The organism is Kribbella sp. NPDC051586, assembly GCF_044453965.1.
Taxonomy (GTDB): Bacteria; Actinomycetota; Actinomycetes; order Propionibacteriales; family Kribbellaceae; genus Kribbella.
The window spans coordinates 253,698-268,197 of record NZ_JBITDF010000004.1; the positions used below are offsets into that span (position 1 = coordinate 253,698).

At 68.6% G+C, this 14,500-nt stretch carries 11 protein-coding genes; 2 read left to right on the top strand and 9 right to left on the bottom strand.

Annotated elements, in window-relative coordinates; translation table 11 throughout:
• Positions 1–2 precede the first annotated feature (2 nt).
• Together ACIA58_RS27955 and ACIA58_RS27960 are read right to left on the bottom strand one after the other, a co-directional pair.
• Complete coding sequence (locus tag ACIA58_RS27955) at positions 3–3,194, bottom strand: CARDB domain-containing protein (RefSeq protein ID WP_396406762.1); 3,192 nt, start codon at positions 3,192–3,194, stop codon at positions 3–5.
• Positions 3,195–3,512: 318 nt separating this feature from the next.
• On the bottom strand, positions 3,513–5,303 hold the full coding sequence (locus ACIA58_RS27960) for a DEAD/DEAH box helicase (protein WP_396406763.1): 1,791 nt from the start codon (positions 5,301–5,303) through the stop codon (positions 3,513–3,515).
• Positions 5,304–5,448: 145 nt separating this feature from the next.
• Here ACIA58_RS27960 and ACIA58_RS27965 point away from each other — a divergent pair, with 145 nt between their 5' ends.
• Positions 5,449–5,739 (top strand): DUF3039 domain-containing protein, encoded by a 291-nt coding sequence (locus tag ACIA58_RS27965; RefSeq protein WP_396406764.1) that lies wholly within the window; start codon positions 5,449–5,451, stop codon positions 5,737–5,739.
• 6 nt (positions 5,740–5,745) lie between these two features.
• Here ACIA58_RS27965 and ACIA58_RS27970 read toward each other — a convergent pair whose 3' ends face one another.
• Genes ACIA58_RS27970 through ACIA58_RS27980 form a run of 3 tightly spaced genes read right to left on the bottom strand, consistent with a single transcriptional unit; the run spans position 5,746 to position 8,124 of the window.
• Positions 5,746–6,303, bottom strand: a complete 558-nt coding sequence (locus ACIA58_RS27970) for a YqgE/AlgH family protein (protein WP_396406765.1) — start codon at positions 6,301–6,303, stop codon at positions 5,746–5,748.
• Between the two features lie 7 nt (positions 6,304–6,310).
• Positions 6,311–6,685: a VanZ family protein gene (locus tag ACIA58_RS27975; protein WP_396406766.1), complete on the bottom strand. Its 375-nt coding sequence runs from the start codon at positions 6,683–6,685 to the stop codon at positions 6,311–6,313.
• A gap of 11 nt (positions 6,686–6,696) precedes the next feature.
• Positions 6,697–8,124, bottom strand: coding sequence for an NAD-dependent malic enzyme (locus tag ACIA58_RS27980; RefSeq protein ID WP_396406767.1), 1,428 nt, complete (start codon positions 8,122–8,124; stop codon positions 6,697–6,699).
• Positions 8,125–8,245: 121 nt separating this feature from the next.
• On the opposite strand from ACIA58_RS27980, the gene ACIA58_RS27985 reads away from it, so the two are divergent.
• Complete coding sequence (locus ACIA58_RS27985) at positions 8,246–9,250, top strand: LacI family DNA-binding transcriptional regulator (protein WP_396406768.1); 1,005 nt, start codon at positions 8,246–8,248, stop codon at positions 9,248–9,250.
• Here the strand turns inward: ACIA58_RS27985 and ACIA58_RS27990 are convergent.
• From ACIA58_RS27990 to ACIA58_RS28005, 4 genes are all read right to left on the bottom strand, one after another.
• Complete coding sequence (locus ACIA58_RS27990) at positions 9,223–10,230, bottom strand: substrate-binding domain-containing protein (RefSeq protein ID WP_396406769.1); 1,008 nt, start codon at positions 10,228–10,230, stop codon at positions 9,223–9,225. The genes ACIA58_RS27985 and ACIA58_RS27990 overlap by 28 nt on opposite strands.
• Positions 10,231–10,243: 13 nt before the next feature.
• On the bottom strand, positions 10,244–11,260 hold the full coding sequence (locus ACIA58_RS27995; RefSeq protein WP_396406770.1) for an ABC transporter permease: 1,017 nt from the start codon (positions 11,258–11,260) through the stop codon (positions 10,244–10,246).
• Complete coding sequence (locus ACIA58_RS28000) at positions 11,257–12,801, bottom strand: sugar ABC transporter ATP-binding protein (protein ID WP_396406771.1); 1,545 nt, start codon at positions 12,799–12,801, stop codon at positions 11,257–11,259. Before ACIA58_RS28000 ends, ACIA58_RS27995 begins: the two co-directional genes overlap by 4 nt.
• A 186-nt stretch (positions 12,802–12,987) precedes the next feature.
• Positions 12,988–14,496 carry an ABC transporter substrate-binding protein gene (locus tag ACIA58_RS28005; RefSeq protein ID WP_396406772.1) on the bottom strand — a complete coding sequence of 503 codons (1,509 nt, stop codon included), beginning with the start codon at positions 14,494–14,496 and terminating at the stop codon, positions 12,988–12,990.
• Positions 14,497–14,500 lie beyond the last annotated feature (4 nt).

The window sequence follows — 14,500 nt, forward strand, 5'->3', positions numbered from 1 at the left end:
TGCTACTGGCCGGTGAAGGTGAACGTCGAGCCTGGTTCCGTCAGGATGTCGCCGTCCCTGGAGTTGGTGATGGCGACGTTGGAGAGCGTCGCGTTGCCGCGGGCGCCGCCCATCGCGAGGATGCCGGACCCGTTGCTGGACCTGTCGATCCGGATGTTGCTGAGAGCAACGTTAGGCATCTCGCCGCCGCCGGTCTTGAACTGGATCCCGTCGTACGTCGAGTCGTAGATGTCGGTGTCGCGGATCGTGACGCCGGGGATGGGCAGGTTCGACGGGAACAGTGTGATCGCGCCGAACTCCTGGTCCTCGTTCCAGAACACGCCACCGCAGCGGTAGAGCGCGTTGTTGGCGATCAGTGTCTGGCCCGAGAACGGCAGCGGGTCGTGGTCGGTCGCCAGCATGATCCCGGGGTAGTTCATCGTGTCGTAGACGAGGTTGTTCTCGATCTTGTTGCCGTAGCCTCCGTAGATCGCGATCCCGTTCGCCCGCCACGGCAGCTGGACCGTGTTGTTGGTGAACGAGTTGTCGTGGCCGATGTCGACCGACTGGTCCTTCACGTACTTGTTCGCCCACACCGCCAGTGCATCGTCACCCGTGGTGCGGAACGACGAGTTGAACACCTTCGAGTTCCTGGTCCCGTTGGAGAAGTTGATCCCGTCGGCGTACGTGTCGCGGATCCGCATCCCGCTGAACTCGAGCCCGTCGGCCGGGCCCCACAGCTCGGGAATGTTGTCGTAGTCGCGCCCGACCCAGACCCCGACGTTCGAGTGCTCGATCCAGACGTTGCTGATCTTCGTACCGGTCCCGAACCGGCCGTTCAGCGCGACGCCGCCCTCGGCGTTCCCGTCACCGCCGCGGATCCGGCCGGACCCGAAGATCGCGATGTCGCTCAGCTGGACGTTCTTGTCGATGTCGAAGCCGAAGTTGCCCTCGTGCGGGTGGTTGATGCCGCCCGCGTTCTGCGGCTCGATCGTCGAATACAGCTGCGAGTACCACATCCCGGCGCCGCGGATCGTCGCGTTGCTGATCCCGACCTGGTTGTACTGACCCCGGTTCTGCGGGTCGTCGGTGAGGATCTTCTTCTCCTGCCGCCATTGACCTTCCGGGATCCACACGCAGCTGATGACACCGTTCTGGTCGTCGGTCACCGCGCGCTGGATCGCGTCCGCGTCGTCGATCCCGTCGTTGGGTACCGCGCCGTACTGCGTGATCGACGTACAGCCGGCCGGTTGGGTCAGCGGCGGCGCGACCTGCTCGAGGTCGACCAGGTCGATGATGTAGTACGACGCCGTGTCGCCGGCGTCGCGCTGCAACCGGAACTTGGTGCCGGCCGGGTACGACGTGCCGAGCAGGGCATGCGACTCGTCGAACAGGCGGCGCGCGTCGCCACCCGGGGTGTTGGTGAGCCCCTCCGGTTGGTCGGTGTTGCCGTAGAGCCAGCTGTTGTGGGACGACAGGTTCAGCTTCTGCTTGAACGTGCCGTCGACGTACAGGCTGATCGTTGCCTGGAGCCCCTGCCCGTCGGCGGAGTCGGGGATCGAGTTGCGGACCACGATCGAGTTGGTCGGCACGGTCGACGTGACCTCGACGTACTGCCCGCTCGAGTTCAGCCGCACCGACTGGCGGCCGGACGACTCGGTGGCGAAGTTCGTGTGGCCGAAGGTGCGCAGCGCGTCGGCGGTCAGCAGCGTGCCGTTGTAGGAGCCGGCCTCGGCTTCGTACGACGTGAACGGTACGGCGGCGCCGCGGCCGACGACGATCGACCTGGTCAGGGTGTTGTTGGTTTCGTTGGTCTCGGCAACGGTATTGGCGGAGTCGGCGGTCGCGGCGAGCGTCGCGCCGCCGTTGGTCGCCGTCCACGTTCCGCTGATCGCGACGTTGGCGGTGGCGCCGGCCGCGATCGATGAGGTGTTGCCGGTGAGGGTGGTAGCGCCGATGGTCAGCTTGGTGACGCTGGCGGCCGACGCCGTCGTACCACGGTTGTTCACGGCAACGGTGAACGAGACCGCTGCGCCCGGTGCCGGGTTCGCCGGGTTGGAGGTGATGCCGGTGACCTGGAGATCAGGGCCGGCGGCTTGGGCAACGGTTAGTTGGGTGGGCGATTGGAGGGTGTTGTTGTCGTCGTTCTGCTCGACGATCGCGTTGGCCGGATCGGCGACGGCGGCAACGGTGTAGTTGCCCTGGGCATGCGTTCCGGCGTTGGCCGTGACGGTCGTGGATGCGCCGGCCGCCAGGGTGCCGACTGCCGCTGTGCCTGCCGTGCTGCCGTTGAGGAGGAAGTTCAGGGCGCTCGCCGGGGCGGTTGCGGTGCCGTTGTTCTTGACGGTTGCCGACAGGGTGATCGGAGTGGTCTCGGTCGGGGTGGCCGGGGACCAGGCGACGTTCGTCACCACGAGGTCGGGGTTGGGCGCCGCCGTACCGAGGACCTGGAGCTCCGCGACCTGGGCGCCCGGTGCGCCGGTGTTGCTGAAGACCTGCAGGCGGAGGTCGGCGTACCGGCCGGTGACGGGGATCGTGACCGCGTTCTGGTTGGCCGACGGGTCGAACTGGTAGTCGGCCCGTGCCACGACGGAGGTGAACGTCGTCGCGGACTGCTCACGGCCGAGGACCTGGATGCTCTGGGTGCGTGCACCCCACACCGGATCCGGGTTGAGCTTGACCACGACCGAGCTGAGGTCCGCGTTCGCGCCGAGCTTCACGGTGAGGGTCGACGGGTAGCCGTTGGACTCCCAGTAGGTGCCGGTGTTGCCGTCGTTCGCGTTGGAGGCGACGAAGCTGAAGACCGAACTGGACGCCTCGATCGCCTTGCCGGCGGCGAGGTCGGTCCCGGTCGGAGGCTCGACCGGGCCGCCACCAGGCCCGGCCAGCTCGAACTCCGACAACTGCGCGGCCGGCCAGCCTGTGTTCGCGGTGAACGTCAGACGGACATAGCGCGCGGCCGTGTTGGTGAAGTCGATCGTGACGACGTTGCCCCCGCCGAAGGAGTACGCCGTGCTGCTGACGAGTGTGGTGAACGACGAGCCGTTGGCGCTGCCTTGGACGGTCAACGTCTGGCCGCGCGGGCCCCATGAAGCGGGGAGCTTGAGGGTGACCTGGTTGACGTCCTTGGTGGCGCCGAGGTCCGCCTGGATCCACTGCGGGAAGGCGCTGTTGCTGCTCTTCCCAGTAGGTGTTCTGGTTGCCGTCGCCCGCATTGCCGCTCGGGTAGTCCCCGAGCGAACTGCTGGCGGAGAGGGTCTTGGTGAGGGTGGCGGCGGTGGCTGTCGGGACGGACAGCAGGCCGGTGGTGATGAGAACGGCGGCAAGCAGCAGCCGTAGAAGAGTCTTCCGACGCATCGGTCCTCCATCGGGGCGGTGGGAGGTGAGCTAGAGAAATTTCATCAGAATGATCGTTTCTTGCAGCTCAGTACCGGAAGCTTGCAGCACGAGTGGCAGCAGGTCAACAGCTCGCCATCGACGGAAACACCCCACCCCGGAGACTCCCGGGGTGGGGTGTTTCGGTGCTCGAGGACTCAGGCCCGGCGCTGCGTGGCCCAATCGCGGATCAGCTCGATGCGCTCCTTCAGCTGGATCGAGGAGGCGTGGGCGGCGGCCGGGCCGCCGAGTTTGCGTCGCAGGTCGTTGTGGATGACGCCGTGCGGCTGGCCGGTGCGGTGATGCCAGGCAGCGACCAGGCCGTTCAGCTCGCGGCGGAGAAGGGCGATCTGCTCGTGGGTGGCCAGCTCGGTCGGCGTCGGGTTCTCACGGTCGCTGGTCGTGCGGGAAGATTTCTTCTGGGCGGCCAGGGACTTCTGCTGGCGTTTGTGCAGCAGCTCCCGTACCTGGTCCGGCTCCAGCAGACCCGGCAGGCCGAGGAAGTCCAGCTCCTCGTCGGACGCGTTGTCGCCGCCGGTCCCGTAGTCACCGCCGTCGAACACCACCCGGTCGAAGCTCGCGTCCGACCCGAGGGCCTCGAAGTTGCCCTCGAGCTCGTCGCTGGCGCCCTCGGTCTGGTTCGCCTGCTTCAGCAGGTCGTCCTCGAGCGCGAAGATGTCGCCGTCGTCGTTGCTGTTCTTCCGGCCGAGGACGTGGTCCCGCTCGACCTCCATCTCGGCCGCGAACCCGAGCAGGCGGGTCACCGACGGCACGAACACCGACGCCGTCTCACCCCGCTTCCGGGCCCGCACGAACCGCCCGACCGCCTGCGCGAAGAACAGCGGCGTCGAGGTCGGCGTCGCGTAGACCCCGACCGCCAGCCGCGGCACGTCGACGCCCTCGGACACCATCCGGACGGCGACCATCCAGCGCGAGTCCCCCTCGGAGAACTTCTGGATCTTCTTGCTCGCCGCCTTCTCGTCCGACAGCACGACCGTCGGCGCCTCGCCGGTCAGCTCGCGGAGGGTTTTCGCGTACGCCCGGGCCGTGTTCTGGTCGCCCGAGATCACCAGCGCACCGGCGTCGGGCATGTGCCGCCGTACCTCGGTCAGCCGCTTGTCCGCCGCGGCCAGAACGGCCGGCATCCACTCGCCGGTCGGGTCCAGCGCGGTCCGCAGCGCCTGCGCGGTCAGGTCCTTGGTCAGCGGCTCGCCCAGTCGCGCCGCGACCTCGTCGCCGGCCTTCGTCCGCCAGCGCATCTCGCCGGAGTACGACATGAAGATCACCGGGCGTACGACGTGATCGCGCAGCGCGTGGCCGTACCCGTAGGTGTAGTCCGCCTTGCTCCGCGCGACCCCGTCGTGCGCGTCTTCGTAGGTGACGAAGGGGATCGGGTTGTCGTCGCTGCGGAACGGCGTACCGGTCAGGCAGAGCCGGCGGGCGGCGGGCTCGAACGCCTCGCGCACACCGTCACCCCAGCTGAGCGCGTCACCGCCGTGGTGCACCTCGTCCAGGATCACCAGCGTCTTGAACCGCTCGGTCCGGACCCGGAACGCCAGCGGGTTGACCGCCACCCCGGCGTACGTCACCGCGACGCCCTGGAAGTCCTTGTTGGTCTTGCCGCGCCGCCCGGCGAACGCGGGGTCGATCGCGATCCCGGCCTTGTCGGCGGCCTCGGCCCACTGGACCTTCAGGTGCTCGGTCGGGGTGACCACGGTGATCCGCTCGATCACCCGCCGGTGCAGCAGCTCGGCGGCCACGGTCAGCGCGAAGGTCGTCTTCCCCGCACCCGGCGTCGCCACCGCCAGGAAGTCCCGCGGGTTGGCGTCGAGATACTGCTTCAGCGCCTCGGACTGCCACGCACGCAGCTTGCTCGCGGTACCCCACGCCGCACGCTCCGGATACGCCGGTGGTAGCACGGCTGGCGCGGCGGGCAGATGCGAATCCACGGACGGCATACTCCCCCGATAGTCGACTGTCGGCCGTGCAGGAACGTTACCTGACAGACGTGACAACCGTCGTACGGCATGTCGGGGTACGGGCAGTCTGTGGAAAAGTCCGGGTCGGCTGGGGGGACGTCTTACACTCGGGGTTATGAGTACTCAGCTGACCCCGGGTGCGGAGACGGTTGTCGATGAGCGGACGCAGCCGCTGGAGGGTGGGGACCACGAGCGGTTCTCGCACTACGTGCCGAAGGACAAGCTGACCGAGGCGATGGTGATGGGCACGCCGGTGGTGGCCCTGTGCGGCAAGGTGTGGGTGCCGAGCCGCGATCCGGAGCGTTTCCCGGTCTGTCCGGAGTGCAAGGAGATCTGGGCCTCGCTGAACCCGGGCGGCGGCAAGGGCGGCGGCAAGGGCGGCGACGGCGACGGTGGCGGCGAGTAGGACCCGCTAGTTCATCGACGGGTCGTCGGGGTACGTCGCCAGGTAGGCCAGCTGGTCGTTCTGGCGGCGCAGGACCCGGCGCCACAGCGTGTCCGGGTCGTCGCCGAACACGTCCTCCGGGACGGACTCCACGACGTACCAGGCGCCCTCGGCGATCTCGCCCTCGAGCTGACCGCTGGACCAGCCGGCGTACCCGGCGAAGATCCGCATGCGGCTGATCGCGCCCTCCAGCAGTACCGGCGGTACGTCGAGGTCGACCAGCCCGATCCGGCCGAAGCACTCCCGCCAGCCCGGCGGGTCGGTGGCCTCGACCACCTCGGCGACCGCGAGGGCGCTGTCGGTGCCGACCGGCCCGCCCATAAACAGCACGCCGGGCTCGTCCACCGCCGTCGACCAGTCGGGCAGCACCCGGTCCACCGCGAGGTCGGCGGCGCGGTTCACCACCACCCCCAGTGCGCCGTCGTCGTCGTGGTCCAGCAGCAGGATCACCGACCGGCGGAAGGGCGGTTCGTCGAGCAACGGGGTCGCCACCAGCAGCGATCCGGTCAGGGTCGAGACCGTCATACCCCCATCATGGCGTACGCCGGTTCGCCCTGCTGCGAGTTCTGAGGCCGATCCACGTGCCCAGGGCGACCCCGACCAGGTCGGCGAGCGCATCGAGCGGGTCCCCGTCGCGCTGCGGCAGCAGCCAGTGCTGCACCAGCTCACTGACCACTGCGTTCGCCGCCAGTGCTCCGAGCAACCAGCGCGCCGGGATCCCGACCTTCAGCCCGGTGAACGCGACCGCCGCGAACAGGAAGCAGTGCGCGATCTTGTCGATCTGCGGGAACCCGATGTGCGGGCCCGCCTCACGCGGCGAGTAGACGCCGTACAGCTGCAACGCCACCGCCGCGACGAACGCGATCCGCCAGAGCCAGACCGTCAGGCCGGGCCTTGTCTTCTCCACCACCGGCACGGTCACGCCGGGGTGTCGTCCGGGTAGTTCTCGTGCGCCGGGGCCTTGCCGCCGGCGGCGTCGCGGACCGCGTGCGCGACCCGCGTGTGCACCTCCGGGTGGAAGACGCTCGGCACGATGTACGCCGCGTTCAGCTCCTCGTCCGTGACGACACCGGCCAGCGCCTTCGCGGCGGCCAGCTCCATCTCGACCGAGACCTTCGACGACTGCGCGTCGAGCAGACCGCGGAAGACACCCGGGAAGACCAGCACGTTGTTGATCTGGTTCGGGTAGTCGCTGCGGCCGGTCGCGACCACGGCCGCGTGCTCGCCGGACTCGCCCGGGTCGACCTCGGGCACCGGGTTCGCCAGCGCGAACACGATCGAGTCCTCGTTCATCGTGGCGATGTCGGCGCCGTCGAGGATGTTCGGCGCGGACACGCCGATGAAGACGTCGGCGCCGGCCAGCGCACCCTTCAGGTTCCCGCTGTACCTCGCGGCGTTGGTGTTCTCCGCGATCCAGCGCAGCTCCGGCGACAGGCCCTCGCGCTCGGTGTGGATCACTCCGTCGACGTCCGCGACGACGGCGTCCTTGACCCCGGCGGCGAGCAGCAGCTTGAGGATCGCCGTACCGGCCGCGCCGGCGCCGGACAGCACGACCCGCACGTTCGTGATGTCTTTGCTGACCACGCGCAGCGCGTTGTAGAGCGCGGCCAGGACGACGACCGCCGTACCGTGCTGGTCGTCGTGGAAGACCGGGATGTCGAGCTCCTCGCGCAGCCGGGCCTCGATCTCGAAGCAGCGGGGCGCGGAGATGTCTTCCAGGTTGATGCCGGCGAATCCGGGGGCGATCGCCTTGACGATCTGGACGATCGCGTCCGGGTCCTGGGTGTCCAGGCACAGCGGCCACGCGTCGATCCCGGCGAACCGCTTGAACAGCGCGGCCTTGCCCTCCATCACCGGCAGCGCGGCCTTCGGGCCGATGTTGCCGAGGCCGAGGACGGCGGAACCATCGGTGACGACCGCGACGCTGTTGCGCTTGATGGTCAGCCGGCGCGCGTCGTCGGGGTTGTTCGCGATCGCCAGGCAGACCCGCGCGACACCCGGCGTGTAGATCATCGACAGGTCGTCACGGTTGCGGATGGGGTGCTTGGCCTCCATCGAGATCTTGCCGCCGAGGTGCATCAGGAAGGTCCGGTCCGAGACCCGGCCGATCTCGACGCCCGGCACGGCCCGCATCGCCTCGACCAGCCGGCCGGCGTGCTCGGTGTCGGCGGCGGCGCAGGTGACGTCGATCCGCAGTCGCTCGTGGCCGGACGCGGTCACGTCGAGCGCGGTGACCAGACCGCCGGCCTGCTCGACCGCGGTCGTCAGCTTGCTCACCGTCGAGCCACCCGCGGGCACCTCGAGGCGAACGGTGATGGAGTACGAAACACTCGGCAAGGCAGTCACGCGGGTGATCCTCTCACGCTACTGGTAATGCCCCGAGGTTACGTACGTAAAGTGCATCACGCAGGTCTGGGTAATCCATTACTCGAGCGGTTACTGTTCGGTCAGCGAGGAGGTTTGACAGGTGCCGACTATCAGCGACGTGGCGGCGCGGGCCGGGGTGTCGACGGCGACCGTCTCGCGGGCGCTGAACGGGAAACCGACCGTCGACCCGGAGCTGGCCGAGCGGGTCCGGACCGCCGCCGCCGAGCTCGGCTACCAGCCGAACGGCCCGGCGCGGAACCTGCGCCGCCAGGAGGCCGCGGTGGTCGCGCTGATCATCTCCGACGTGGAGAACCCGTTCTTCACCGCGATCGCCCGTGGGGTGGAGGATGTCGCGCACGAGGTCGGGTACTCCGTCGTCCTGTGCAACTCCGACGAGAGCGCGGAGAAGGAGAACCGCTACCTCGACATCGCGATCCAGGAGCGCGTCGCCGGCGTCATCCTGTCCCCGAGCGGCTCCACGACGTCGGTCGCCAAGCTGGCCGGGCGAGGTACGGCGTACGTCGCGGTGGACCGTCCGTTGCCAGGGCAGGACAGCGACGTCGTACTGGTCGACACCCGGCTCGCGGCCCGCGAGGCGACCGCGCATCTGGTTGCCCAGGGCTACGAGCGGATCGGGTGCATCACGGGCCCGACCGGCGTACGCACCGCCGATGATCGCCTCGCCGGTTATCGCGACGCGCTGAAAGCTGCCAAGCGTCGTACCAGATTGGTGCGGCGGACCGAGTACAAAGCCGCGGGTGCTCATCGCGCCGCCCTGGACCTGCTGTCCCAGCCGGAGCCACCCGACGCCTTGCTGATCGCGAACAACGCCATGGCAGTCGGCGTACTGCAAGCCCTGCGGGAACGCGGTCTGCGGGCGGGCAGCGACGTCGGCCTGGTCGCGTTCGACGACGCCCCCTGGGCGGAGCTGGTCGACCCGCCGCTGTCCGTCGTCGCTCAACCGGCGTACGAGATCGGCGCCGTCGCGGCGCGGCTGCTGCTGGCGAGGATCGCCGACAACACCCGCCCGGCAACGGCGACCACCCTCGGCGCGCGCCTGATCGAGCGAGCCAGCTCTCAGCCGGCCGGGTTCTCCTCGGCGTAGATCTTCGCGGCGTTGGTCGGGTCGATCAGCCGGGTCGGCAGCGTCTGCGACTTCTCGATGGTGCCGCAGTCGACGAGGATCTTCTTGGCCGCGGCGATCGCTTCCTTGCCGTTGGTGGGATAGGTGAAGGTGGCCGACAGCCGGCCCTGCTCGACCGCCTTGATACCGCCGGACGGGATCGGCAGCGCGTCGATGCCGGTGAACTTCATCTCCTTCTCACGGCCGACCGCCTTCGCGGCCAGGTACGCGCCCTCGGCCATCGGGTCGTTGTGCGAGAACACCACGTCGATCTTCGGGTTCGCCTTCAGCAACGCGTCCATCTGCGACTGGCCCTTCTCCCGCAACCAGTCACCGCTCGCGGCCGCGATCACCTTGACCTTGGGGTTGCCCTTGATCCCCTCGACGAACCCCTCGTGCCGCTCGGCCTGCGGGGTCGCCCCGGCCAGCCCCTTCAGCTCCACCACGTTCCCGCCCTGCGGCAGCAGCTTCTCCGCGATGTACTTCCCGGCCTCGCGCCCGATCTGCACGTTGTCCCCGCCGATGAACCCGGTGTACGCGTCCCCCTCGACCTTGCGGTCCAGCACGATCACCGGGATGCCCTTGTCGTAGGCCTTCTTCACCACCGCGGTCAGCGGCTTGGCCTCGTTCGGGCTGATGATCAGCAGATCGATCTGCTGGGTGATGTAGTTCTCCACGTCCGCGACCTGCTTGGCGTTGTCCTGCGCCGCGTCCGCGAACTTCACGTCGAACTGCGGCACGTCCTTGGCCGCGGCCTTGATGTCGTCGTCCATCCGCTGCCGGTACGGCTCGGCCACGTTCGCCTGGCTCATCCCGATCGTGTACTTGCCATCAGCCCCTTTACAGGACTTCGACGATCCGGGCGAGGCACTGCCCGAGGTCCGTTCGTTCGTCGTACCACAGCCGGCCAGCACCAGGGCGGCGACCGCGGCGGTTGTGATCGGCAACTTCAGTGAACGCATGACAGAGCCTTCCTTACGAGGTGGGGCGGAGTCGCTGCAGCGCGGCGGCGGCAACGATGACCAGTCCCTTGATCAGGAGCTGGATGTTGGAGTCGATGTTGTTCAGGGCAAGGATGTTGTTCAGTACGCCGAGCAGCAGCGCGCCCGCGACGGTCCCGGCCACCGAACCGCGGCCACCGGCCAGACTGGTGCCGCCGATCACGACCGCGGCGATCGCGTCGAGCTCGTACCCGAGTCCGTCGTTCGGGCTGCCCTGGTTGAGCTGTACGGCGTGCACGATGCCGGCCAGCGAGGCGAGCAGGCCGCAGATCGCGAACACCGCGACCTTCACCCGCACCACCGGTACGCCGGACAGCCGCGCAGCCTTCTCGTTGCCGCCGACGGCGTACAGGTGCCGGGAGAACGCGCTCACGCGGAGGAACACCACCGCGGCGATCGCGACCACCGCGAAGATGATCACCGGGATCGGCACCAGACCGCCGAAGGTCCGCTCGCCGAGCAGCGCGAAGGACGCCGGCGCCTCGTTCGGCCCGTCGCCGTACGCGATCGCGACACCCTGCCCGCCGGACCAGATCCGGGCCAGTCCGCGGGCTATCTGCAGACCGGCCAGCGTGACGATGAACGACTGGATCCCGATCATCGCCGTCGCGATCCCCTGCAAGGCGCCGAACAGCAGGCCGATCACGAGCACGACCAGGACCGACGGCAGGAATCCCCAGTTGTCCTCGACCATGAGCACGGCCGAGCCGACCGCTGCGAGCCCGAGGACCGCGCCGACCGACAGGTCGATACCGCCGATCAGGATCACGAACGTCATGCCGACCGCGATGATCCCGATCTCGGACACCGCCCGGACCACGTTCGCGAGGTTGTCGGCGCTGATGAACAGGATCGCGCCGTTCTTGCGCGGCGAGAAGATGATCGCCGCGATGAACACCGCGATCAGCCCGAACACACTCTGGAACCGGAAGAGTGTCGCGACCACGGACGTGTTCTCCGTCGTCACTACCTTGTCCTGTACGTCGGTCATTGCGCTCCTCCGACCTCGCCTTGTCCCATCGCCGCCGCGAGCAGATCGCCCTCGCCCGAGTGCGCCGTACTGAACGACGCGACGTCGCGGCCGTCGCGCAGGACGACGACGCGGTCGCAGACACCGACCAATTCCGGGAGCTCGGACGACGCCAGCAGTACGCCGAGACCCTGGGCGGCCAGCTCGCCGAGCAGGCGGTAGATCTCGGCCTTCGCGCCCACATCGACCCCGCGGGTCGGCTCGTCCAGCAGGAGCAGTCGTGGCTCGGTCAGCAGCATCCGGCCGAACACCACCTTCTGCTGGTTGCCACCGGACAACGTGCCGACCTGGTCCTGCAGCCGCCCGAACTTCAGCCGCAGCCGATCCGCCATCCTCGTCGACGCCGCGCGCTCCATCCGCCGGGCGATCACCCCGAGACGCCCGTACGTCGGCAGGCTCGAGACGACAGTGTTCGCGAGGATCGAGTGGAACAGCACGAGCCCGGACGCACGCCGGTCCTCGGGCACGAATCCGATGCCCTGGGCAAGGGCCTGGCGCGGCCCGCGGAAGCGGATCGGCTTGCCCTGCAGGAGGATCCGGCCGGTTCGGGTACCGCCGGGTGCGACGCCGTACAGGGTCTCGAGGAGTTCGGTCCGGCCTGCACCCAGCAGGCCGGCCAGGCCGACGATCTCGCCGGAGCGGACCGTGAGGCTGATGCCGTCGGGGTCGCGGCGACCGGGACGCGGGCGGCGCGGTTTCAGAGCCAGCTGTTCGACGCGCAGCAGTTCGTCGCCGGTGTCGGCGTCGGGAGTGGTGAACATGGTCTGTACCGGGCGGCCGACCATCGCCTCGACGACTTCCGCCGTACTGCGGCTGCGTGGGTCGAAGCTGGTGACGATCCGGCCGTTGCGGAGCACCGTGGCGCGATCGGCGACCTTCGCGATCTCCTCCATCCGGTGGGAGATGTAGACGATGCCGACGCCGCTCTGCCGCAGCTCGCGGATCACGTCGAAGAGGCGCTCGACCTCGGAGCTGGTGAGCGCGGACGTCGGCTCGTCCATGATCAGCACGCGGGCGTCGAGGGAGATCGCCTTCGCGATCGTGACGAGTTGCTGCTCGCCGACACGGAGCTCGCCGACCGGGCGTCGCGGGTCGAGGCTGACGCCGCTGCGGGCGAGGAGTTCGCGGGCCGCGCGTTCCATCCGGCGGCGGTCGACCGTTCGCAAGCTGGTCCGCAGTTCGCGGCCGAGGAAGATGTTGTCGGCGACGGACAGGCCGGGGACGAGGTCGAGTTCCTGGTGGATCATCGCGATCCCCGCGGACTGGGCGTCGGTCGGCCCGCTGAACCGGATCGGCGCGCCGTTGATCTCGATCGTGCCCTCGAAGTCCGTCACGTCACCGGACAGGATCTTCATCAACGTGCTCTTGCCGGCGCCGTTCTCGCCGAGCAGCGCATGCACCTCACCGGCCCCGAGCACGAAGTCGACGTCCTGGCACGCCCGCACCCCGCCGTACCGCTTGCCGATCCCGGCCATCCGAACGAGGACAGCGGCGTCGTGCATGACAACACCTCCTCGATCCGGGGCGAGTAATCGATTTCCCGGACGCTAGACCGCGCCTGTCCAACCCGTCAACCCCTTGGACCACGATCGAATGCGGATCGCCAGGCCATCGCGATCGTGCGAACGCCGCCCCCGCGACCGTGAAGTCGCGAGGACGGCGTCAGTTGTGATGGCCCGGGGATCCGGTCAGCCGCCCGAGACGCTCACCTTCGCGAAGAGCGGGCGGCCGCTCGGCGGCATCACGAAGTTCTGGACCCGGGACCGGACGGCGGCGTTCGAGGCCAGGTCGGCGGGGAAGATGCCGACCGCGTCGTCCCACAGGATCTGGCCGGCTTGCTTGTAGAGCTCCGGACGCGCGGCCTGGTCGACCGACGAGCGGGCGTCGAGCAGCAGCTTGTCGACCGCCGGGTTGCAGTAGCCGTTGCGTTTGGCGGAGCAGACGTACAGCCGGGCCAGCGTGTAGTCGGCGTCACCGGTGCCGGTCACGTTGGTCTGCAGGTTCATGTCCCAGTTGAGCTTGCCGAAGTCCTCCAGCCATTGGGCGCGTTCCTTCTCCAGCGGCTTGACCGTGACGCCGATCTTCGCCCAGTCCGAGATCATCGCCTGCGCCAGCGCGCGGATGTTCGGCCCGCCTTCGAGCGGCCACTGCATCGAGGTCGTGAACCCGTTCGGGTACCCGGCCTCCGCCAGCAACTGCTTTGCCTTCGCCGGGTCGTAGCTGTACGGCGAGAGCTTCGGCGCACCGATCACGCCCTGGGCCAGCGGCGCCTGCGCGACCGTGGCGAGGTCACCGAAGAGGTCCTTGACGGTCCCGTCGAGGTTGAGCGCGTGCCACATCGCCTGCCGGACCCGCTTGTCGTTGAACGGCTTCCGGTTGGCGTTGAACCAGTCGAAGTAGTACGTCCAGCTCGGCGTGGTCGAATAGCTGATCGCGTCGCTCCCTTTGACCGATCCGACCTGGTCCGGCGGGATCTGCGTCAGTACGTCGACCTCGCCGTTCTCCAGCGCGGTGATCCGCCCGGCGACCTCGGGGATGTTGACGAACTCGAGCTTGCTCAGCTTCGGCGCACCGTCCCAGTACGTCGGGTTCGCGGCCAGCTCGAGCTTCTCGTCGGGCTGGAACGACGTGACCGTGAACGGCCCGGTCCCGATCGGCTTGTTGAAGAACCCGTCGGTGTTGAGCTTGTCCGCCGGCCCGATGAACAGCAGCGTCAGCGAGCTCAGCAACGTGCCGAGCGGCTTGCTGGTCTTCACCGTCACGGTCTGGTCGTCGGTCGCCGCGAACGACGTCACCGTCGAGTACAGCGGTACGAGCGGACCATCGAGCTTCTGGTGCCGCTGGTACGACGCGACCACGTCCTTCGCGGTGAACGGCGTACCGTCGGAGAACTTCACGCCCGAGCGGAGCTTGAAGATCCACGTGTTCGGATCCGGGTTCGTCCACGACGTGGCCAGCACCGGGACGATCTTGCCGTCGTCGACCCGGACCAGCGGTTCCATGACCTGCTGGATCGTGGTCTGGACGCTCTCCTCACCGGCGTACTTGTAGGTGTCCAGCGACACCGGGAACATCGCCGGCGCGTACCGCAGGACCTGGTCACCGCCGCTGCTGGTCGGTTCACTGGCGGGCGAGCACGCGCTCAGCGCCGCCAGTGCGACGACGGCGACCGCCGCCGTGAATCGCTTCCTCAACACAGGG